Origin of the sequence: Streptomyces sp. NPDC060209 (assembly GCF_042728155.1) — a bacterium.
Lineage (GTDB): Bacteria > Actinomycetota > Actinomycetes > Streptomycetales > Streptomycetaceae > Streptomyces.
Genome location: NZ_JBHWZS010000131.1, coordinates 1 through 22,097, shown reverse-complemented (window position 1 = coordinate 22,097; position 22,097 = coordinate 1). Strand labels below are relative to the sequence as shown.

Genomic DNA, 22,097 nt, shown 5'->3' with positions numbered 1-22,097 from the left:
GCGTTCCTCCAAACGCCCCGGGGCCGGATCTTGTCATGGCCGCGGTCGTCAGGCGTGCATGACCGGTACGTCGTACTGGGGGATCCACTTGTCGCGGGTGACGACCGTCAGCCCTTCGGTCTGGGCCTGGGCGACGAGGATGCGGTCGAAGGGGTCACGGTGGAGCGGGGGGAGGCGGCCTGCCTTGACGCCGTGCCCCGCGGTGATCGCGAGGCTGGTCAGCTGGCAGTCGCGGACCCGCTCTGCCAGATCATCGGGCCCTGCCGGCTTCCCGGCTGACTGTTTGATGGCAATTTCCCACGGAGTCGCGGCACTGAGGTAGACGGCAGGCTCCGTGTCGATGAGGTCCTTCAGCTCGTCGGAGAGCTCAGAGGAGTCGTCGAGCCACCACAGGGCGACATGGGTGTCGAGCAGAAGGCGCATCAGTGCATCCCGAAGGCGTCGGCGATGTCGTCCGGGAGCTCGTCGAAGTCGTCGGGGATGTGGATCTGTCCCCGGAGAGATCCACGACCGGTCCGGCGCACCTTCGGGTGAAGGGGCACGACCTTCGCGATGGGCTCGCCCGCCCGGCTGATGACGACCTCCTCGCCGGTCTCGACCTGTTGCAGTATCCGGGAGAAGTGGGTCTTGGCCTCGTGCACGTTGTACTGCCGGGCTGCTTCCATGACGCCTCGCTCGGGCCAGAAGTGGACTAGGTACCGGACTAAGGCTAGCCCCGCTGCCGCCGTACGGACAACGGCGTTCCCTCGCGCGAGTGACACACCGGCGTCGTACGCTGGACACCCCGGCCCGTCCCACGTGTCGGGTCCTTCGCGTTGCTCACTCGCCACACCGGACGGAACCCTTCATGAGCCTGCACGGTCTGCTGGACGTCGTCGTCACCGACCCGGCGCTCTCCGAAGCGGTGAAGGCCGCATCCGACGGCCACCGGGCCCATGTCGACCTGGTCGGCCCGCCCGCCGCGCGCCCCTTCGCCGTGGCCGCTCTGGCGCGTGAGGCGGGGCGCACCGTGCTGGCCGTCACCGCGACCGGCCGGGAGGCCGAGGACCTGGCGGCCGCGCTGCGGACCCTGCTGCCTCCCGACACCGTGGCGGAGTTCCCCTCCTGGGAGACCCTGCCCCACGAGCGGCTCTCGCCCCGCTCGGACACCGTGGGCCGCCGCCTCGCCGTGCTGCGCAGGCTCGCTCACCCCCGGCAGGACGACCCGGAGACCGGGCCGGTCAGCGTGGTCGTCGCCCCGGTCCGCTCCGTGCTCCAGCCGCAGGTCAAGGGGCTCGGCGACCTGGAGCCCGTCGCGCTGAGCAGTGGACAGACCGCGGACCTGGGTGACGTCGTGGACGCGCTGGCGGCAGCGGCGTACGCGCGCGTGGAGCTGGTCGAGAAGCGCGGGGAGTTCGCCGTGCGCGGCGGCATCCTGGACGTCTTCCCCCCGACGGAGGAGCACCCCCTCCGGGTGGAGTTCTGGGGCGACGACGTCGAGGAGATCCGCTACTTCAAGATCGCCGACCAGCGGTCCCTGGAGGTCGCCGAGCACGGGCTGTGGGCCCCGCCCTGCCGTGAGCTGCTGCTCACCGAGGACGTACGGGCCCGGGCGGCGGCTCTCGCCGAGGCGCACCCGGAGCTGGGCGAGCTGCTGGGGAAGATCGCCGAGGGGATCGCCGTGGAGGGCATGGAGTCCCTGGCCCCCGTGCTCGTCGACGAGATGGAACTGCTGCTCGACGTCATGCCGAAGGGCTCCATGGCGCTGGTCTGCGATCCCGAGCGGGTGCGGACCCGGGCGGCGGACCTCGTCGCGACCAGCCAGGAGTTCCTCCAGGCGTCCTGGGCGGCCACCGCGGGCGGCGGCGAGGCCCCGATCGATGTCGGCGCGGCCTCCCTGTGGGGCATCGCCGACGTCCGGGACCGGGCCCGTGAGCTGGGCATGATGTGGTGGTCCACCTCCCCGTTCGCCGCCGACGAGGACCTGGACGGGGACACCCTGAAGCTGGGGATGCACGCCCCGGAGGCGTACCGCGGCGACACCGCCCGCGCGCTCGCCGACACCAAGGGATGGCTCGCCGACGGCTGGCGCACGGTGTACGTCACCGAGGGGCAGGGGCCCGCCTCCCGCACGGTCGAGGTGCTGGGCGGCGAGGGCATCGCGGCCAGGCTCGACCAGCACCTGACCGAGATCACGCCGTCGCTCGTCCACGTCTCGTGCGGGGCCATCGACAACGGCTTCGTCGACCCGGCCCTGAAGCTGGCGGTGCTGACCGAGACGGACCTGACCGGCCAGCGCACGGCGAGCAAGGACCTGGGGCGGATGCCCGCCCGCCGCCGCAAGTCCGTCGATCCGCTGACCCTTCAGGCGGGCGACTACATCGTCCACGAGCAGCACGGTGTCGGCCGCTACATCGAGATGGTCCAGCGCACCGTGCAGGGCGCGACCCGCGAGTACCTCCTCGTCGAGTACGCCCCCGCCAAGCGCGGCCAGCCCGGGGACCGCCTCTACATCCCCACCGACCAGCTGGAGCAGGTCACCAAGTACGTCGGCGGCGAGGCCCCGACCCTGCACCGCCTCGGCGGCGCCGACTGGACGAAGACGAAGCAGCGGGCCAAGAAGGCGGTCAAGGAGATCGCCGCCGACCTGATCAAGCTGTACTCCGCGCGGATGGCGGCTCCCGGCCACGCGTTCGCCCCGGACACCCCGTGGCAGCGGGAGCTGGAGGACGCCTTCCCGTACGCGGAGACGCCCGACCAGCTGTCCACGATCGCCGAGGTCAAGGAGGACATGGAGAAGTCCGTCCCGATGGACCGGCTGATCTGCGGCGACGTCGGCTACGGCAAGACGGAGATCGCGGTGCGCGCGGCCTTCAAGGCGGTCCAGGACGGCAAGCAGGTCGCGGTGCTGGTGCCGACGACGCTGCTGGTCCAGCAGCACTTCGGCACCTTCACCGAGCGGTACGCCCAGTTCCCCGTCAACGTGCGGGCGCTGAGCCGCTTCCAGTCGGACACCGAGTCGAAGGCGACGCTGGAGGGGCTGAAGGACGGGTCCGTGGACCTGGTCATCGGCACGCACCGGCTGTTCTCGTCGGAGACCAAGTTCAAGGACCTCGGCCTGGTCATCGTCGACGAGGAGCAGCGCTTCGGCGTGGAGCACAAGGAGCAGCTGAAGAAGCTCCGGGCCAACGTGGACGTGCTCACGATGTCGGCGACGCCCATCCCCCGAACGCTCGAAATGGCCGTCACGGGCATCCGCGAGATGTCGACGATCACGACGCCCCCCGAGGAGCGGCACCCGGTCCTCACCTTCGTCGGGCCGTACGAGGAGAAGCAGATCGGCGCGGCCGTGCGGCGTGAACTCCTGCGCGAGGGCCAGGTGTTCTACATCCACAACCGGGTCGAGTCCATCGACCGGGCCGCTGCGCGGCTGCGTGAGATCGTGCCCGAGGCGCGGATCGCGACGGCGCACGGGCAGATGGGGGAGAGCCAGCTGGAGCAGGTCGTCGTCGACTTCTGGGAGAAGAGGTTCGACGTCCTGGTCTCCACGACGATCGTCGAGTCCGGCATCGACATCTCCAACGCCAACACGCTGATCGTGGAGCGCGGCGACAACTTCGGTCTCTCCCAGCTGCACCAGCTGCGCGGCCGTGTCGGCCGAGGCCGGGACCGGGGCTACTCCTACTTCCTGTATCCGCCGGAGAAGCCGCTGACGGAGACCGCGCACGAACGTCTGGCGACGATCGCCCAGCACACCGAGATGGGTGCGGGCATGTACGTGGCGATGAAGGACCTGGAGATCCGCGGCGCCGGGAACATGCTCGGCGGCGAGCAGTCCGGCCACATCGCGGGGGTCGGCTTCGACCTGTACATCCGGATGGTCGGCGAGGCGGTGGCGGACTACCGGGCGGCGGTGGACGGCGGGGTCGAGGAGGAGCCGCCGCTGGAGGTCAAGATCGAGCTTCCGGTCGACGCGCACGTCCCGCACGACTACGCCCCGGGCGAGCGGCTGCGCCTGCAGGCGTACCGCGCGATCGCCTCGGCGAATTCGGAGGAGGACATCAGGGCGGTGCGCGAGGAGCTCACCGACCGCTACGGCAAGCTGCCGGAGCCGGTGGAGAACCTCCTGCTGGTGGCGGGTCTGCGCATGCTGGCCCGGGCCTGCGGGGTGGGCGAGATCGTGCTGCAGGGGCCGAACATCCGCTTCGCGCCGGTGGAGCTGCGGGAGTCGCAGGAGCTGCGGCTGAAGCGGCTGCACCCGAAGACGGTCATCAAGCCGGCGGCCCACCAGATCCTGGTGCCGCGTCCGACGGCGGGCCGGATCGGCGGGAAGCCGGTGGTGGGCCGCGAACTCCTGTCTTGGACGGGGGAGTTCCTCACGACGATCCTGGGGTCCTGACTCCCGGATCCTGGGGGAACAGGAGGCCGGCGAGGACCCGGAAGACGTCCTCGGGGTCCCTGTCCCCCACGGGCGCGTCCAGGTTGCCGCTGAGCAGCAGGGTGGCGAAGCCGTGGGCGAGGGACCAGGCGGCGATGCCCGCGAGGCGGTCGTCCTCGCCGCGGGCGGTGTCGGGCAGGCCTGAGACCCCGGCGCGCAGGGCTTCGGTGGCGCGGGCCTTCGCCGCGATCAGTCCGGGGTCGTCGGGGCGGTGCAGTTCGGGGCGGAACATCACCTGGAAGTGCGCGGGGTGCCCTGCCGCGAACCGCACGTAGGCGACGCCGCGTTCCCGTAGGTCCGGGGCGTCGGTCAGGGCGTCGGCGAACAGGGTGTAGCCCTCGGCGGCGACTGCGGTGAGAAGGCCCGTCCGGTCCTTGAAGTGGTGGGCCGGTGCGGCATGGGAGACGCCGGCCCGGCGGGCCAGGTCGCGCAGGGACAGGGCGTCGGGGCCGTCCTGGGCGATGACGTCGAGGGCGGCGGTGAGCAGGGTCCGCCGCAGGTCGCCGTGGTGATAGGTGCGTTCGCTGGTCATGCCACGTACGGTACGCGCAATCTAGTCATTGACAAGTTGGCGGCGTAGGCGCACTCTGGATATCTAGTCACTGACAAGATTGACCGGGAGCGGGAGGTCGGGAGATGTCCGACGAACTGGGTCGCGTGCGCCGGATGTGGCACCTGCTGGAGCCCTTGCACGCCGTCCTCTACTACGCGCCGGAAGCCTTCGAGGAGGCCTCCGCGCTGGGATACGCCACGGACGAGCGCTGGCCGAGCTACTTCGCGTGGCGCGCCGCGCCGCTCGGGGCGGTGGGCGCGGACCGGGTGGTGGAGACGTTCTACAGCTTCAGTCCCCGGATGATCGGCGGATATGTGCCGGCCGGCTGGTCCGTCGCCTCCCCGGAGACGGTTCTCGCCTCCCGGGCGAAGGCGGTCGACCGGGCGTACCGGGCACTGTTCGGGGACCGGGTCGACGGTCCGGAGCTCGCCGAGGCCGCCGCGCTCGCCCGGCGGGCCGCCCAGGCGGCGGACGTGACCGGACGCCCGCTCGCCTCGGCCGTCGCCGCGCTGCCGTGGCCGGAAGCGCCCCACCTGGCGCTCTGGCACGCCGCGACGGTCCTGCGGGAGCACCGGGGGGACGGCCATCTGGAGGCGCTCGCCTCCGCGGGCCTCGACCCGGTCGAGTCGCTGGTCTCCTTCGCGGCCGTCGGGGCGGCGCGCCCGCAGGTGTTCGAGAGCCGGGGGTGGAGCGGGGCGGAGTGGTCGGCGGCGCGCGACCGTCTTCTGGAGCGCGGGCTCCTGGAGGAGGACGGGACGGCCACGGACGCCGGCCGGGCCCTGCGGGCCGAGGTGGAACGGCGCACGGACGAACTGGCGTCCGCCCCGTGGGCAGCCCTGGACCTGGCGGAACAGGAGCGGCTCGTGGAGCTGCTGGGGCCCTTGTGGGTGGAGGTGCTCGGCTCGGGGCTGCTGCCTTCCGAGACGACGCTGGGCATCGGAAAGGTATGAGGGCGGCGCCGGGGCGAGGCCGCCCCGGTCAGCGGGTGCCGGCCTCCGTGGGGTTGCCGCCGCTGGGCAGTTTCCGGTCCGGGCAGGCCTTCAGCACCTTCGTCATCGCGTCCTTCTCGGCCGGTGTCACCCACAGCCCGTACTTCTTCTTGACCGCGACCTGCCCCGCCACATAGGTGCAGCGGTATTCCTTGTTGGGGGGCAGCCAGGTCGCGGTGTCCCCGTCCCCCTTACGGCGGTTGGCGGAGGAGACGGCCGCGACGAGGTTGAGCGGATCGTTCGCGAAGGCCCGCCGCTTGGCGTCGCTCCACTTCTGCGCGCCCTTCTGCCAGGCGTCGGACAGGGCGACGAGATGGTCTATGTCGACCTTGCTGCGTCCGCGTACGAAGGTGACGCGGCCTCCGGTGTAGGGGTCCGGGTCGAGGACTCCACGCAGCACCTTGCATCCGTCGGAGTCCCGGGCGACGTCGTCGAGCTGCGCGGCCAGTACGTCGTCGCGGGTCCCGCATCCGTTGTCGTCGGTGTCGAGCCAGCCGGACCCGAACGCGTCGCGCTCGTAACCCGTCCTGGGCGCCCGGCCCTTCACCGTCAGGCTGCCGGTGGCCTGCAACGCCGAACCGGCGGAGACGGGGCCGGGCGCCGTGTCCGCCGGGCCGTCCGTGATCTCACAGCCGGACAGGGCGAGCGCACCGGCCAGCGTCAGGGTGGCGAACGGAAGCAGGCGGCGGGCGCGGGGCGGGGCGTGGAAGGGAGTCACGAGGAATCAGGGTAGGTGCAGGGTGCGGGCCGCCGGGAGGGCGCATGACCCTGGACGCCGCGAAATGGGGTTGGCCGACCGTTGCGGGATGTCTAGCGTTCGGTGGATGGACCTGACTGTCACCACACTTGCCGAGCGTCCCGAGCTGGCCCGGGCCATGGACGAGATGCCCAACACATGGCCGGAATTCATACTCGAGGACCCGATCGGCTGGGCCAACTTCCCCAGGATCGTGAAGGAGTTCCCGGAGTACGTGCTCGTGGCCACCGACCCGGACGGCGCTGTGGTGGCACGTGCGTACAGCGTGCCGTTCGCCCTGGAGGCGCCGGGGCGGGGGCGGCTGCCCGAGGGCGGGTGGGACCGGCTGCTGCTCTGGGCGTTCTCGGACCTGCGGGTCGGGCGTACACCGGACACGGTCGGCGCGATCGAGATCACCGTCGCCAAGGGGTGGCTGGGGCACGGGATCTCCGGCCTGATGGTCGCCGCGATGCGGGACAACGCCGGGCGGCTGGGATTCCAGGAGCTCGTCGCGCCGGTGCGGCCGAACGCGAAGCACACCGATGCGGCGGCGCCCATGGAGGACTACGCCCGGCGCGTCCGGGAGGAGGACGGGCTGCCGTACGACCCCTGGCTGCGGGTGCACGTGCGGGCCGGTGGAGTCATCGAGGCGGTGGCTCCGGTGTCGATGACGGTGAGCGGGTCCCTGGAGCGCTGGCGGGCCTGGACCGGACTGCCCTTCGACACGGAGGGGGCGGTGGAGGTGCCCGGCGCCCTTGTGCCGGTGCACTGTTCGCTCGCCCACGGATACGCCGTGTACGTGGAGCCGAACGTGTGGGTGCGCCACCGGGCGTGAGCAAGGGGCGGATCGTGCCCTCCGTGCCGTCACGCCGGAATCGCCATGTACCGTACAGCGTCCACATCGCCCCGGGGCCCTGTGCGCGCTCCCGCCCGGCCGGCCCGAGTGGGCTCCCCCGTGCCTTCCCGTAAGGAACAGACCGTGAAGCCTGCTGCGCCCGTCGGCATCGACCGAAGACCCCGTACGCCGATGACGGCGACCTTGACGGCAATGCCCAGAGTCCTGGTGGCCGTGGTGCCCCTGGTCACGCTGGGCATGCTGGCCTTCGTCCCGTCCCTCGTCATCGCCCTGCGCCGGCGAAGGGCCGCCGACTGGCTGGTGTGCGCCGGGTTCACCGCCGTCACCACCGCGTGGCTCGCCTGGGCGGTTCTCACCCCGGTCGAGACCCACGGACCGGGTTTCGCGGTGGATCTGCTGTTGCTGCTGGGCACGACCCTCGGTGCGGCGGCGCATGCCGTGTTCGGGTGGCACGCACCCGAACGGCCCGTTCACGAAGCGAAGGTGACGGCGTGAAGACCCGTCGTACGTGGAGGGGGAGGAGCACGGCCGCGACCGGCCGGTGGATGCCCCGTGTGCGAAGGCTCCTCCTCGCGTCGCAGGTCACCTTCCGCGGGCGCCGCGGCGTCTGGGCGGCCGGCGGGGCGCTCGCGCTCGTGTGCGCACTCCTCGTCGGCTGGCTGTTCACCGGTGGGGACTCGGCGGGCCCACCGGACGCCCGCGCGCGCCAGTACCGGGACTTCGACGCCTGCCTCCTCACCGGTGACCAGGGCATCGTGACGGGCACCCCCGCCGCTCCGGTCTGGCAGGGCATGCAGCGGGCCTCCGGCGACACGCGGGTCCGTGTCACCCATCTCCCGGTCATGGGCGAGCAGTCGGAGGCGAACGCGCAGCCCCACCTGAACAGCCTGGTCCAGCGCGGCTGCGAGATCGTACTGGCGGCCGGACCCGCCCAGACCGAGGCGGTGCGGAAGGCGGTGAAGGGCCATCCGGAGGTGCGGTTCGTGGTCGTCGGAGCACAGGGAACGGCCGCGGGCACGACCGGCGGGCTCACGGTCGTGGCTCCTGGCGCCGGGCTGACCGACGAGGTCGCGGAGACCGTCCGACGGATCGTCAAGGACGCCGGGCCATAGGTGTCATGGGGAAGTCTTTACTATGAGATAAAGATCGCATAAGGCCGACGGTGGATTGAGTAGATCTTGTGACCGACGGTAGGGCAATCTCGCGAGGCTATTTGTAGACTTCGTGAAGAGAAAGCAGCCCTGATGCCTGCTCGATGGCGTAGACCATCACAGTTCTTCCCACCCGGTCCCATCGGGCGTCGCAGGGCACGAGGTACGGCACTCGCCGTACTTGTCTCGTTCTCCTGCATGCTCACGACCGAGACGGCTTCGGCCGCGGGTGAGACCCTTCCGGCGCTCTCGATGCCCCGGATGTCCCTCTCCGGCCTGTGGGAGTGGGCGGAGTCCTCGCCCACGGACACCCCCGACCAGGAGAGCGGCACCGCCCGCGGCAAGAGCCACACCGCCACCGCCTCGCAGACCCGCAGCGACCTCGGCGTGGGCCACAGCCCTGGAAAGGGCAAGGGCGAGCTCGACTCGTACGAGCGCTACGCCGACCCCGCGGACAAGGCCGTCTCCGACCCCGCCGCGGGCAACGCCAAGAGCTTCGACGCGAAGACCAGCAAGCGGAACGCGAAGAAGTCCACGGCGACATCGGACTTCTACGTCAACGCGGACGGGTCGACCACGGTCCGCCACTTCGCGAGCCGGTCCAACTTCAAGGCGGCCGACGGCACCTGGAAGCCGATCGACACCGATCTGACCAGGGACGAGGACGGCAGGCTCCAGCAGAGCGCCAACTCGCTCGACGTCGAGTTCGCCGCTGACGCCGCCGACCAGCAGCTCGCCTCCGTCGACTTCGGAGAGGGACGCAGCCTCGCCTACGCGCTTCGCGGCGCGAAGAAGGCCACCCCCACGGTCGACGCGGACAACACGGCCACGTACGCCGATGTCCTGCCGGAGACCGACCTGCTGCTCTCGCCGCTCACCGAGGGGTTCAAGGAGCGCCTGGTCCTCCATTCGGCCGACGCTCCGAACTCCTGGCTGTTCCCCCTCGACGTCAAGGGCCTCACCCCGCGCGTGACGGACAGCGGGGACGTGGAGTTCACCGACGCGGACGGGGAGGTGACCGCCACCATTCCGCACGCCTTCATGGAGGACTCCAAGGTCGACCCGCGCTCCGGGGACGCCACCCTGTCCCGGGCCCTCACCTACGAACTGACCACCGCCGACGGCAGGCCCGCGCTCCGGCTGACCGCCGACCGGGGCTGGCTGGACGACCCGGCCCGGGTCTATCCCGTCACCGTGGACCCGACCGTCGCCGCGAGCAACTCGACCTACGCGCAGAGCACGATCGGCGGCGACCACTCCACCGAGAACCAGATCAAGGTCGGCAGCTACGACGCCGGTACCAACAAGGCGAACTCGTTCCTCCAGTTCTCCTCGCTGGGGACCACGCTCAAGGGCCAGCGGGTCAGTGCCGCCACCCTCAACGTGTACGCGGTCTGGTCCGCGACCTGCACCGCGGAGCCGTTCTCGGTGAGCCCGGTGACGACGTCCTGGACACCGTCCGGCGTCACCTCCTACCCCGGCCCGGCGTACGGCGCCGCGATCGGCAGCGTCACCGCGGCCCCCGGCGCCTCCTGCAGCAACAACGCGGGCGGCACGAACGACCTGAACGTCGGCGTCAAGATGCCGGTGAGTCTGTCCAAGAGCTGGTTCGACGGTGTCGCCACCGGCAGTCCGAACTACGGTCTGGCGCTGAGCGCACCGACCGGTGACGGGCTGCACTGGAAGAAGTTCCACTCGGACAACAGCGCCAAGGCGGCGTTCCGGCCCGCCCTGGACCTGACGTACACGGCCAACACGGCGCCGCAGATCAACGCCCAGTACCCGCCGGAGAACCACCAGTCCAACACCCTCCAGCCGGAACTCCTGGTCTACGCGAGCGACGCCGACAAGTGGCCGATGCCGACGCTGACGTACGCCTTCGAGGTGTACGACGCGGACAGCGACAGCACCACACCCGTCGCCACCTCCGGGATACAGGCCAAGAGCAGCTGGAAGATACCCGCCGGCAAGCTCAAGTGGAGCAAGAACTACGCCTGGTACGTGAGCGTCACCGACGGATACGACTCGGTGATGTACTCGGCGAGCCGGTTCGCCACCGCCGTGCCGCAGCCGCCGGTCACCTCGGGCCTCGCCCAGAACACCGACGGCCACGAATTCGACCCGAGCGACGGCAACTACACCACGGAGGACACCGACGCCGAGATCGAGGTCGTCGGCCCCTCGCTGTCGGTGGAGCGTTCGTACAACAGCCTCGACCCGCGCACCGACGGTGCCTTCGGAGCGGGCTGGGCGACGGTCACCGACATGAAGGCCGTCGAGGTCAAGGACGGATCCGGCGCACTCACCAGCGTCGTCGTCACCTACCCGGGCGGCGAGCAGGTCGCCTTCGGCCGCAACGCCGACGGGACCTTCGTCCCGCCGATGGGCCGCTACGCCAGGCTGGCACCCGCCGCGTCGGGCGGCGGCTACACGCTGACCGACAAGGACTTCACGGTCTACAGCTTCCAGCAGGCGGTGACGGGCCGGGCCGGCACCTTCGCGATCTCCTCGATCAAGGACTACGCGAACCGCGCGGAGACCTTCACCTACACCGGCGGCAAGCTCAGCAAGGTCACCAACACGACCTCCAACCGGTCGCTGGCCTTCGCCTGGCAGACGCCTGCCGGAGCCACCGCCCCGCACGTGACGACCGTGACCACCGACGCCGCCACGACCGGGGACACGAGCACCGCCCAGGTCTGGCAGTACGGCTACTCCGGTGACCAGCTCACCAAGGTCTGCCCGCCCGCCGACGCCACCAAGTGCACGGTCTACGGCTACGCGACGGGCAACCACTACCGCACCACCGTCCTGGACGCGGACCCGTTCGCGTACTGGCGGCTCGGTGAGACCACCGGGACGGTCGCCACCGACGCGATCGACCTCAACCAGGGCAAGTTCAACGGCCTCTACCGCAATGTGACCCTCGGCGGAGCGGGCCCGCTGGCCGGCTCCACGCAGAAGGCCGCCACCTTCAACGGCACCACGTCGTACGTCGAGATCCCGAGCGCCCCCGGCGCCACGCCCTCGTACACGACGGTCTCGCTGTGGTTCAAGACCACCCAGGCGGGCGGTGTCCTCTTCTATTACGGTGACAAGCCGCTCAGCGGCACCGACCCCGTCGGCACCACGAAGAAGAACACCCCGGCGGTGTACGTCGGCACGGACGGCAAGCTCCGCGGCTGCCTGGCCATGTCACCCGGGTGCATGACCACGACCGCCTCCACGGCCACCGTCACGGACGGCAAGTGGCACAACGTCGCCCTCACCGGCGCGGCCACCTCCCAGACGCTCTACCTCGACGGTGCCAAGCAGGGCAGTCTCGCCGGAGCCATCAACGACTGGGAGCAGCCCTACATCTCCTTCGGTGCCGGGGTGAACACCGACGGCTGGCCCGCCATGAACGCCTCCGACACGCTGGGGCACTACGCGGGACAGCTCGCCGAGGTCGCCGTCTACACCGAGGCGCTCGACCCGTCGGTCATCACCGCCCAGTACCAGGCGGCCACCCGGTCCGCGGGACTGCTCAACAAGATCACCACGCCGAACGGCAAGACCCAGTCCGCCGTCACCTACGGCACCACCGACGACCTGGTCCTCCAGGCCACCGACGGCGACGGCGGCACCTGGAAGCTGAACCCGGCAACGGTCACCGGCTCCTCGCAGGTCTACCGCTCCGCGGTGATGGGATCCGCCCCCGCCGGGTACTGGCGCCTGGACGACACCCAGGGTGCCGCGCAGGCCGCCAACGAGGTGCACACCGGATTCGGTACGTACAGCAACGTAACGCAGGGCGTGGCCGGTCCCTTCGGCGCCGGTGACGTCAGTGCGGCGCAGTTCAACGGCACCAGCTCGTACGCGGAGATCCCGTACGCACCGTGGCACGGCAAGGGCGACCGCTCCGTCGAGCTGTGGTTCAGGACGGCGAAGCCCGGTGTCCTGGTCACCGACCAGGACCAGGCCATCAACGACCCCGCGGGAGTCGTGGGATCGCACTCCCCGCTGCTCTACGTCGCCGCAGACGGCAAGCTGCGCGGCCACTGGTGGAGCGCGAGCGGCAGTGGCTCGACGGACTTCGGCTCCACATCCACGGTCACCGACAACGGCTGGCACCACGCGGTCCTCTCCGCCACCGGCACCACCCAGACGATGTACCTGGACGGTGTGAAGCAGGGCGTCTTCAACGGGGCGGCCGGCGACGAGAACAACAAGCACACCTACATCGGTGCAGGCTTCGCCAAGGGCTGGATCAGCGCACCCGGCGACATCAGCTACTTCACCGGCTCCATCGCCGAGGTCGCCGTGCACGCGGGCGGTCTCACCGAGGACCAGGTCGAGCAGCACTGGTCGGCGTACAAGGCGTCCGCGGGCGTGGCCCCGGTGCGGACGGTGAAGCTCACCGACCCGGCCGGCAAGACGCTGACCTACGTGTACGACGCGGAGATGGGCAACCGCCTGCTGACCGCGATCGACACGAACGGCAAGCGGACCACGTACGGCTACGACACGGCGGGCTTCCTGCACACCGTGACCGATGCCAACGGCAACCGGTCGGTCACCGGCCACGACATCCGCGGCAACACGGTCTCCCAGACCATGTGCCAGGACACCGCGGCGGGCAAGTGCGCCACCGACTACTACACCTACTACCCGGACTCCACCACGGCGTTCCCGCCGATGGACCCGCGCAACGACCTGGTGCTCACCGAGCGCGACGGCCGTTCCTCGGGGCCGACGGACAACACCTACCTGACCGGCTACGCGTACGACACGGCGGGCAACCTCACCTCGGTGACGACGCCGCCGGTGCCGGGCCACCCCAACGGCCGGACCGCCACCACCACGTACACGACGGCCGCCACCCCGGCGGCCGAGGGAGGCACCGCCAAGGCGCCGGCCGGGCTGGTCGCCGAGGTGGTCACACCGGGCGGCCGGAGGACCGCGTACTCCTACTTCGCCAACGGTGACCTCGCCGAGGTGACCGACGCCAACGGCGCCGAGGAGCGGAGCACCTACGACAACCTCGGCCGTCAGCTCACCAGGACCGAGGTGACGGACACCCAGCCGGGCGGCATCACCACGACCCTGACGTACGACAAGGACGACCAGGTCCTCACCGAGACCGACCCCCCGGTCACCAACCGGGTGACGGGCGCCGTCCACACCGGGCGGACCAGCACGGTGTACGACCTCGACGGCAACGTCACCGAGCAGACGGTCGCCGACCTCACCGGCGGCGACGCGTCCCGCAGGACGTCGATCACGTACGACGCGTACAACCGCATGGCCTCCCGGACCGACCCGGGCGGTGACACCACGTCGTTCGAATACGACGTGTACGGGAACAAGGTCAAGGAGACCGACCCGGCCGGCAACGTCAACACGTACACCTTCGACGGCGAGGGCAGGCCCCTCACCACCAATCTGCTGGACTACACGGGGGACCCGGCCGACCCGTCGGCGCCCACCACCCTCGTGCAGGAGTCGCGGGCCTACGACCCGGCGGGCCGGCTCGCCTCGATCACCGACGCGATGGGTCACGTCACGGCGTACACGTACACCGACGACGGCCTCGCCGCCACGGTGACGCGCAAGGACCCGGCCAACGGCCTCTCCTTCACCGAGGAGGCCAACACCTACGACGCGGCCGGCAACCTGATCAGGCAGGTCACCAACGACGGCCGGACCATCTCCGCCTTCACGGTGGACGCGGCCGACCGCACCACGTCGTCGGTCCTGGACCCGGCCGGGCTCGCCCGGACCACCAAGGTGAGCTACGACCCCGACGACAACGTCGTCTCGGAGACCGACCTCGATCCGGCCAACGGCCGCACCAGCACCGAGGACACGCTCTACGACAACCTGGGCAACGTCACCGGGGCCACCCTCCACGACGGCACCACCGCACCGGTGGGCCGCTGGAAGCTGGCCGAGACCAGTGGCCTGACGGCCGCGGACTCCTCCGGCGGAAACCGTGCGGTCACCCTCGGCAGTGCGGTCACCCGCTCCACCGAGCACGGCGGCGCCGCCGTCCTCAACGGCACGGCCAACGCCTACGGCCAGGCGAAGGGCGCCGCGGTCAACACCGGCGGCTCCTTCACCGTCTCGGCCTGGGTCAAGCTGAACTCCACCGCGGCCAACAGCACCTTCCTCGCGCAGGACGGCGAGATCGGCAGCGGCTTCCAGCTGTACTACGCCACGGCGTACGGCTGGACGTTCAACCGGCACGCCTCGGACTCGTCCGCCCCGACCATCGTGCGCGCCAGCTCCGGTACCGCCGCGGTGACCACCGGCACCTGGACACATCTGACGGGTGTCTACGACAAGGACGCCGGCCAGATCAGGCTGTACGTCAACGGCGTCCAGGCCGGTACCTCGACCGCCTTCACCACTCCCTGGGACGCCACCGGGGCCCTGCAGATCGGCCGCAGGCTCCACCAGGGCGCCTACGGGGAGAACGCCGACGCCTCGCTCAGCGACATCCAGGTCTACGGCGAGGCGCTGACCGCGTCACAGGTGACCGCGCTGAAGGGCGGCACCCTCCCGGCAGCCGGCAGCTCGGTGCGCTCCACCAACTGGAAGCTGGACCAGCGCGGCCTGCCCCTGGCGATGACCGACGAGAACGGCGCCACGACCGACTACGGCTACGACGAGGCCGGTCAGCAGACCAGCGTCACCGAGCCGGCCGTCAGCGGTGAGACCGGAGGCACCGCCCCGGTGACCGTCCGGCCGGTGTCGATGACCGGTTACAACACGTTCGGGGAGGGCACCGAGTCCTCCGACCCGCTCGGCAACGTGGTGACGACGGCGTACGACGCCGAGGGCCAGGAGTCCTCGACGACGATGCCCGGCTACACCCCGCCGGGGGCCTCGGACCCGATCACGGGCATGACCTGGAACGAGTACAACAAGCTCGGTCAGGTCACCGCCGAGGTCGACCCCCTGGGCAAGCGCACCGAGTACGCCTACACGCAGCTCGGCGACCTGGCCTCGGTCAGGGAGCCCGGCGGCGCAACCACTCGGTACACGTACACCCCCAACGGCGACCAGCTGTCGGCCGTACGGCCCGGCGGCGCCCGCCAGGAGACCACCTGGGACTACCTCGGCCGCCCGGTCACGGACACGGACATCGTGCGCCAGCCGGCCGAGCGGGCGTACACCTCCATCAACGAGTACGACGCACCGGGAGGTGAACTCTCCCGGACGGTCAGCCCGACCGGGGTGAGCGAGTCCTACAAGTACAACGCCCTCGGTGAGACGACGGAGGTGACCGACGCCGCGGGTGCCACCAGCCGCTTCACGTACGACATGGACGGCCGGCCGCTCACCTCGGTGGATGCCGACGGCACCAGCACGGCCAACACCTACGACGGCTACGGCCAGCTGGTCGCCACGAAGGACCTGGACGGGACGGGCAAGGTGCTGCGCACGAGCAGCTCCACCTACGACCGTGCGGGCAACCCGACATCGGTGACCGACTACCGGGGCCACACCGTCACGCTCACCAGCGACGCGACGGGGATGATCACCAAGGCGGTCCAGCCGGTCTCGGAGACCGAGTCGATCACCACGACCTTCGGCTACGACGCGGCGGGCAACCGCACGCGCTTCACCGACGGCCGGGGCAACGCCTTCCTCACCACGTACAACGCGTGGGGCATGGCGGAGAAGGAGATCGAACCCTCCACCCCGGCGCACCCCGACCTCGCGGACCGTACGTTCACGATGGTCTACGACGCCGCGGGCCGTCCGAAGGAGCAGCGCTCCCCGGGCGGGGTCGTCGTCAGCAACGAGTACGACGACCGGAGCCGGCTCGTCCGCCAGCACGGTACGGGCGCGGAGGCGGAGACCACCGACCACACCTACACCTACGACGAGGACGACCAGATCACCTCGGTGGCGGGTTCGGGTGAGGAGAAGGACACCTTCTCCTACGACGACCGCGGTCTGCTCCTCAAGGCCGAAGGCCCGTCCGGCACCTCCGCGTTCGCTTACGACGGCAACGGGGCGATGACCTCGCGCAAGGACGCGTCGGGCACGTCGACCTTCGGGTACGACACCGCGGGCCGGCTGAACACGGCCGTGGACGCGGCGACAGGTACCTCGATGACGTACGGCTACGACGTCGAGTCCAACGTCACCTCGATCGACTACGGCCAGGGCAAGGGGAAGCGTGCCTTCTCGTACGACTCCCTGGGCCAGCTCACCACCGACAAGCTGACCTCGCCGACCGGGAAGACGCTGGCGTCCTTCACCTACGGCTACGACCTCAACGGCAACGAGACGTCGAAGACGACGACCGGTGTCGCCGGGGCCGCCACGAACACGTACACCTACGACTGGGCGAACCGCCTGTCGTCCTGGAACAACGGGAGCACGACCGAGCAGTACGGCTACGACGCGTCCGGCAACCGGACCCGCGTGGGCGGTGACACCTACACCTACGACGCCCGCAACCGCCTCACCTCGGACGGGCAGAGCACGTACACCTACACCGCGCGCGGCACGATGCGCACGGTCACCGACGAGGGAGGTGTGCAGACCTCGGTGAAGGCGGACGCCTTCAACCGGGTGATCAACGAGGGCGATCGGACGTACACGTACGACGGCCTGGACCGGACGCTTAAGGCGACGGACGGGCAGGGCGGCTCGGTGTACGACTTCGCGTACAGCGGGGCCGGCAACGACGTGGCGTCCGACGGCACCACGACGTACAGCCGCAATGTCGACGGTTCGCTGCTCGGTATCACGTCGGCGGTCGGCTCGGTGCTCGCGCTGACCGACATCCACGACGACGTGGTGGGCCAGTTCACCGCGGCCGGCGAGGCGCTGGCCGGCTCGACGACGTACTCCCCGTTCGGCAAGGTCGAGGAGTCGCAGGGCATGGTCGGCCACCTCGGCTACCAGTCGGGGTGGACGGACCCGGAGACCGCCAAGGTCAACATGGCGGCGCGCTGGTACTCACCGGAGACCGGCCAGTTCAACAGCCGGGACACGGTGGGCCTGAACCCGCTGCCGACCTCGGTGTCCGCGAACCGCTACGCGTACGCGGACCAGAACCCGATGACGGCCACGGACCCGACGGGCCACTGGCCGAGCTTCATCGACAAGGCCATCAAGAAGGTCAAGAAGAAGGTCAAGAAGACCGTCAAGTCGGCCTGGAAGAAGACCAAGAAGGCCATCAAGAAGGTCGCCAAGAAGGTCAAGTCCGCCGCCAAGAAGATCAAGAAGGCGGTCAAGAAGGTCGTCCGCAAGGCCAAGCGGGTGGTGCGCAAGGCCGTGCGCTATGTGGCCGACAGCGTCAAAAAGGTCAAGAGATACGTCAAGCGCACGTACAAACGCGTGAAGAAATACGTCCACAAGGTCGTCAAGCAGGTCAAGAAGACGGTCCGCAAGGTGGCCAAGGCCGTCGCGCACGTGGCGAAGAAGGTGGTGAAGGCCGCCAAGAAGGTCGGCAGAGCCGTCAAGAAGGCGGCGAAGGCCACAGCCAACTTCGTGAAGCAGCACGCCTCGACGATCGCTTCCGTGGCGACCGGTGTGGTGGTCTTCGCGGGCTGCACGGCGGCGAGCTTCGGCGCGGGCGTAGTCGCCTGCGGGATGCTCGCGGGCGCCGCTGCCAACGCGGTCGGCTACGCGATGAGCGACGGCCCCAAGACCCTGGCCGGCTTCGCGACCGCGGTCGGCGTGGGAGCCCTGACGGGCGCCCTCGGCGGCGCGGCCGGTGGAGCGGCCTCCGGAGCGGTGGGCCGTCTGCTCGCCGGTGTCGGAGGCAAGGCGCTGAACGGCGCGGCGATGGGCGCGGCGGGCGGCGCGGCGGAAGGCGCGGTCGGCTACGGCGTCTCCTGCGTGACCAGCGAGGAAGGCTGCAGCGTCAGCGGCGCGGCGAAGGCCACGGCGGTGGGCGCGGTCACCGGTGGTGTGTTCGGCGCGGCGGCGAGCAAGTTCGGCCGCAAGGGCTGCACCCCGCACAGCTTCACCGGTGCCACTCCGGTGGTGCTGGCGAACTCCACGACCAAGCCGATCTCCGAGATCAAGGTCGGGGACTACGTCCTCACCGCCGAACCCGGCAAGAACCAGAAGGAGAAGCACAAGGTCAAGGCGGTCATCGTCACCAAGACGGACCGCGAGTTCGTCGACGTCGTCGTGTCCACGAAGTCGGGCCCGAAGACGATCCAGACCACCAAGCACCACCAGTTCTACGAAGCCACGAAGGACGCCTGGACCCAGGCGGCCGACCTCAAGGCCGGACAGAAGCTCCAGAACGAGTCGGGCCGGCCGACCGTGGTGATCGACGTCAAGGCGTACACGGCGCAGCGCGTCACGTACGACCTGAGCGTCGAGGGCCTGCACACGTACCACGTGGGTGCGGGTGACACCGCGGTGCTGGTGCACAACCAGAACGAAGCGGACGGGGCCTGCCCGCTGGACGTCTCCGACGACGTCATCAAGAAGGGGCTCATGAACCTGGGCAAGCAGAATGTGGCCTCAGCGAAGCGACGTGTCGAGCGCGGCGAGCTGGACCGGCTGCCCGGAGCCTTCAGCGTCGGCCGCGATCGGACGACGGGTAAGGTCTATTCGGGCGACAGCGGACCGGCGACCGGTCACGCCAAGTCCGTGACGGACGCACTGCCGGCGAAGTCTCAGTTGGAAAACCAAAGGCCTCCCGGGGTCTGTGCGGAGGCGCGCATGTGCACCAATGCCATCAACGACGGCGCCGATCCAGCGAATCTGGATATCGTGACCGTCAACCAAAAGGGTAAGAAGTTCCCGATGTGCCCCAACTGCGCAACATGGGTGCCTGGGTTTGTCGGAAAGGTCCTGACGGGATGAGCAGCCAGACTGAGCAGCCGGAACGCGAAGCCCTCAGGGCCCTGCTGACCGGGGTGGAGCGGGTCGAGTTCGGCGAGGTGGACCTGGAGGCGGCGGTCGCCGCCTACACGAAAGCCGGATATGAGGTCACCGATCATCTCAGGGAGTTCCTGAAGAACTACGGTGAGATCGTGGTCGGCTGGACATCACCCCGGACAGGGGAGGAAATGGTCCTTTCGGTCACCCTTGAGGAAGCCATGGATGTCTATCCACCCAATGTCCGTAGCTACTCCCGGCAGCTGGGCATGAAGGCGGTTCCGGTCGGGGTCGCCATGGAGACCGAGGAGAACGTACTGCTCGTGGAGAACGGCGACATTGTGTTCGCCGGCGACGCCGGCATGCAGCGCGTCGGAAACGGCTTCGAAGAAGCGGTCAAGGCTTTCGTTTCCAGCACCTGGGACAAAACCTTCTTCTGACCGCGACGCGTTCTTCTCCAGAGCGCTTTGATATGAGCACGGGCCGTCGGGATTTTCGGCGGCCCGTGCTCCGTTTGTGCCTGCCTGAGTGAACTGGCTCAGTAAGGCCCCACCTGGAGGAACGGGCGGCCGCAAGTGGCTCGGTGCGCAGGCGGCTTTCCCGACCGTGGAATCGAGATCACTGTCTCGGACGGATCCGGTGACTACGGGCCGACATCGAGAGTCACCGGGCGCTGACGCCCTCACGGCCGCACAACACATTGAAGCCTCGTCGGAGAATCATCCGGCGAGGCTTCTTTTCCCTCCGCGCGAGGACTCTGTCGGTATCCGAACGCTGGATGGTGTCGGGAGCGACGACAGCCTGCGCTGCCGTCCTCCGCCTCCGTGTACGGGAGGCGGAGGCACCGCGGGCGCGGCCGGTTCGCGCGTCCGCGGTGCGTGAGGGGCGTCAGAGCTTCAGCTCCCACTGGCTCGCGTCGAGGGTGAAGTCCGGGCTGACCTCGACGGTCAGGGTGCCGGCGTCCGCCGGGGCGTCGAAGGCGTACTCCGCCGTGATCTTCTTGCCCGGCAGGACGGTGCCGGTGAAGCCTTCCCCGATCTTCTCGTCGAAGATCTGCTCCGCGTCCACCCCGTCCTCGCCGGCACGGGCCTCCAGGCTGACGAGGGTCGCGTCGAACTTCTCCTTGCCCTTGTTCTCGATGACCACCGTGACGGTGTACGCCTTGTTGCCCTTGGTGTGGCCGATCGCGAATTCACCCGCGGTGTAGGCGGCCGGGGCGTTGACCGTCACCTCCAGGCCGTCGTCGTACACGGCAGCGTCACCCCCCGTCAGGGCCTGGTCCTTCTCGGGGGCGTCCCCGCCCGTCGCGTCCTCGCCCTGCGCGTCGTTGTCGGCTCCGCCCGGTCTGGCGGAGGCCGAACTCCCCGAGAGTTCCTTGTCGATGCTGTCCACCGCGTCGTCCACCGCCTTGAACGTGATGACCGCACCGACCACCGACAGGATCAGCGCCAGAAGGCCGAGAACGGCGCCGAAGGTGGTCACGCCCTTGTTCGTCGCCTCGCCGCGCTTGACGCGGCCACGCCCCGACAGTCCCAGGATCAGCGCGATGAGGCCGAGGATGCCGGCCAGCCAGAAGAGCAGCGGGATCAGTCCGGAGACGGATCCGATGATGCCCAGGACGAGTGCCGCGATACCGAGTCCGTTGCGGGCGGGACGTGTGCCGGGGGCGTGGGCGGGGGCGTAGGGCTGCTGGGGCTGGGACCGGTGCTGCGGCGGCTGCGAGTACGACATGGGTGTGCCCTCCGAGGAGCATGAAGTGTGTGAGCGGTGATGCGCACCGTGCGCTGTTCCGATGGGTCAATCACAGCAGAGCTTGTGAACCGAGTCAACAGTGTTCACGCATGAGGGTGCGTCTGTGGTTGTGAATTGGTGTCGCGCCGGTCATCGGTATGCTCACGGGCACGACGGATCTACTGGGGAGACAGTCAGTGCCGGAGAACTCGACAGAGGTGACCGCCGCCGGGATCGCCCGGCTCGCGGGTGTGGGGCGCGCGGCCGTCAGCAACTGGCGCCGGCGTCACGCCGACTTCCCCCGGCCGGTCGGCGGCACCGACACCAGCCCGTCCTTCTCCCTGCCCGAGGTCGAGCAGTGGCTCCGCGACCAGGGGAAGCTGGCCGAGGTGCCCCTGCGTGAGCGGGTCTGGCAGCAGCTGGCCGGTCATCCGGCCGGGGCCGTCACCGCGCTGGTCCACGCGGGCTGCGCGCTGCTGCTCGTCAGGGACCGGCCGACGGCGTGGCTGGAGATCAGCGCGGCGTCGGACGCGCGGGTGGCGGATGTCCTGCCGGTCGCCCTGGACGAGGTGCTCACGGCCCGCCTGGGCCCCGAGCGCGCGGTTCACACTCCCACCGCGCCCGAACTGCTGACCTCCGTGCCCCTGCTGCGCGCCACCGCCGAACTCGCGGCCGGGACGGGAGCCCGCAGGGCCTTCGAGTTCCTGTTCGTCCGCCAGCTCGACGCCAATCCGCGCCAGTACACGCTCACCCCGCCGGACCTCGGCGCCCTGATGGCGGACCTGGCCGAACAGGACACGTGCGGGGCGGGCGGCGGAC

At 69.9% G+C, this 22,097-nt stretch carries 12 protein-coding genes and 1 pseudogene; 8 read left to right on the top strand and 5 right to left on the bottom strand.

Features of this window, described 5'->3' with window-relative positions:
- Positions 1–48 precede the first annotated feature (48 nt).
- Positions 49–423 (bottom strand): type II toxin-antitoxin system VapC family toxin, encoded by a 375-nt coding sequence (locus tag ACFWFI_RS23700; protein WP_387393719.1) that lies wholly within the window; start codon positions 421–423, stop codon positions 49–51.
- Positions 423–665: a type II toxin-antitoxin system Phd/YefM family antitoxin gene (locus ACFWFI_RS23695; protein ID WP_387393716.1), complete on the bottom strand. Its 243-nt coding sequence runs from the start codon at positions 663–665 to the stop codon at positions 423–425. Before ACFWFI_RS23695 ends, ACFWFI_RS23700 begins: the two co-directional genes overlap by 1 nt.
- Positions 666–847: 182 nt before the next feature.
- On the opposite strand from ACFWFI_RS23695, the gene mfd reads away from it, so the two are divergent.
- Positions 848–4,378, top strand: a complete 3,531-nt coding sequence (gene mfd, locus ACFWFI_RS23690) for a transcription-repair coupling factor (protein WP_387393713.1) — start codon at positions 848–850, stop codon at positions 4,376–4,378.
- On the opposite strand, the gene ACFWFI_RS23685 is transcribed toward mfd, so the two are convergent.
- Positions 4,356–4,949, bottom strand: a complete 594-nt coding sequence (locus ACFWFI_RS23685) for a TetR/AcrR family transcriptional regulator (protein WP_387393710.1) — start codon at positions 4,947–4,949, stop codon at positions 4,356–4,358. The two genes, mfd and ACFWFI_RS23685, sit on opposite strands and share 23 nt — an antisense overlap.
- Positions 4,950–5,053: 104 nt before the next feature.
- Between ACFWFI_RS23685 and ACFWFI_RS23680 the strand changes: the two genes are divergently transcribed.
- Positions 5,054–5,920, top strand: a complete 867-nt coding sequence (locus ACFWFI_RS23680; RefSeq protein WP_387393707.1) for an SCO6745 family protein — start codon at positions 5,054–5,056, stop codon at positions 5,918–5,920.
- A 28-nt stretch (positions 5,921–5,948) separates the two neighbouring features.
- Here ACFWFI_RS23680 and ACFWFI_RS23675 read toward each other — a convergent pair whose 3' ends face one another.
- A complete protein-coding gene (locus ACFWFI_RS23675; protein WP_387393704.1) occupies positions 5,949–6,677 on the bottom strand; it encodes an HNH endonuclease family protein in 729 nt (242 codons plus the stop codon).
- A gap of 106 nt (positions 6,678–6,783) precedes the next feature.
- Between ACFWFI_RS23675 and ACFWFI_RS23670 the strand changes: the two genes are divergently transcribed.
- From ACFWFI_RS23670 to ACFWFI_RS23650, 5 genes are all read left to right on the top strand, one after another.
- Positions 6,784–7,530 carry an N-acetyltransferase gene (locus ACFWFI_RS23670; RefSeq protein WP_387393702.1) on the top strand — a complete coding sequence of 249 codons (747 nt, stop codon included), beginning with the start codon at positions 6,784–6,786 and terminating at the stop codon, positions 7,528–7,530.
- Between the two features lie 213 nt (positions 7,531–7,743).
- Complete coding sequence (locus ACFWFI_RS23665; RefSeq protein ID WP_387393699.1) at positions 7,744–8,046, top strand: hypothetical protein; 303 nt, start codon at positions 7,744–7,746, stop codon at positions 8,044–8,046.
- 50 nt (positions 8,047–8,096) lie between these two features.
- Positions 8,097–8,663, top strand: coding sequence for a type 1 periplasmic-binding domain-containing protein (locus tag ACFWFI_RS23660; RefSeq protein ID WP_387393696.1), 567 nt, complete (start codon positions 8,097–8,099; stop codon positions 8,661–8,663).
- A 237-nt stretch (positions 8,664–8,900) separates the two neighbouring features.
- Positions 8,901–19,532 (top strand): LamG-like jellyroll fold domain-containing protein, encoded by a 10,632-nt coding sequence (locus ACFWFI_RS23655; protein ID WP_387393693.1) that lies wholly within the window; start codon positions 8,901–8,903, stop codon positions 19,530–19,532.
- On the top strand, positions 19,529–19,987 hold the full coding sequence (locus tag ACFWFI_RS23650) for an SUKH-3 domain-containing protein (RefSeq protein WP_387393690.1): 459 nt from the start codon (positions 19,529–19,531) through the stop codon (positions 19,985–19,987). The genes ACFWFI_RS23655 and ACFWFI_RS23650 overlap by 4 nt, the downstream gene beginning before the upstream one ends.
- 448 nt (positions 19,988–20,435) lie before the next feature.
- Here ACFWFI_RS23650 and ACFWFI_RS23645 read toward each other — a convergent pair whose 3' ends face one another.
- The gene (locus tag ACFWFI_RS23645) at positions 20,436–21,278 is read right to left on the bottom strand and encodes a DUF4352 domain-containing protein (RefSeq protein WP_387393687.1); all 843 of its coding nucleotides are present in this window, start codon (positions 21,276–21,278) and stop codon (positions 20,436–20,438) included.
- A gap of 197 nt (positions 21,279–21,475) precedes the next feature.
- Here ACFWFI_RS23645 and ACFWFI_RS23640 point away from each other — a divergent pair.
- Positions 21,476–22,097, top strand: a pseudogene (locus tag ACFWFI_RS23640) (SAM-dependent methyltransferase); the annotation flags it as partial.

What these genes read in the sequence shown, in the direction of transcription:
- ACFWFI_RS23660 (WP_387393696.1), top strand. Translation starts at nt 8,097, where the DNA reads ATGCCCCGTGTGCGAAGGCTCCTCCTCGCGTCGCAGGTCACCTTCCGC.
- ACFWFI_RS23645 (WP_387393687.1), bottom strand. Translation starts at nt 21,278, where the DNA reads ATGTCGTACTCGCAGCCGCCGCAGCACCGGTCCCAGCCCCAGCAGCCC.
- ACFWFI_RS23665 (WP_387393699.1), top strand. Translation starts at nt 7,744, where the DNA reads ATGCCCAGAGTCCTGGTGGCCGTGGTGCCCCTGGTCACGCTGGGCATG.
- ACFWFI_RS23685 (WP_387393710.1), bottom strand. Translation starts at nt 4,949, where the DNA reads ATGACCAGCGAACGCACCTATCACCACGGCGACCTGCGGCGGACCCTG.
- ACFWFI_RS23700 (WP_387393719.1), bottom strand. Translation starts at nt 423, where the DNA reads ATGCGCCTTCTGCTCGACACCCATGTCGCCCTGTGGTGGCTCGACGAC.
- ACFWFI_RS23695 (WP_387393716.1), bottom strand. Translation starts at nt 665, where the DNA reads ATGGAAGCAGCCCGGCAGTACAACGTGCACGAGGCCAAGACCCACTTC.
- ACFWFI_RS23650 (WP_387393690.1), top strand. Translation starts at nt 19,529, where the DNA reads ATGAGCAGCCAGACTGAGCAGCCGGAACGCGAAGCCCTCAGGGCCCTG.
- mfd (WP_387393713.1), top strand. Translation starts at nt 848, where the DNA reads ATGAGCCTGCACGGTCTGCTGGACGTCGTCGTCACCGACCCGGCGCTC.
- ACFWFI_RS23655 (WP_387393693.1), top strand. Translation starts at nt 8,901, where the DNA reads ATGCTCACGACCGAGACGGCTTCGGCCGCGGGTGAGACCCTTCCGGCG.
- ACFWFI_RS23680 (WP_387393707.1), top strand. Translation starts at nt 5,054, where the DNA reads ATGTCCGACGAACTGGGTCGCGTGCGCCGGATGTGGCACCTGCTGGAG.
- ACFWFI_RS23670 (WP_387393702.1), top strand. Translation starts at nt 6,784, where the DNA reads ATGGACCTGACTGTCACCACACTTGCCGAGCGTCCCGAGCTGGCCCGG.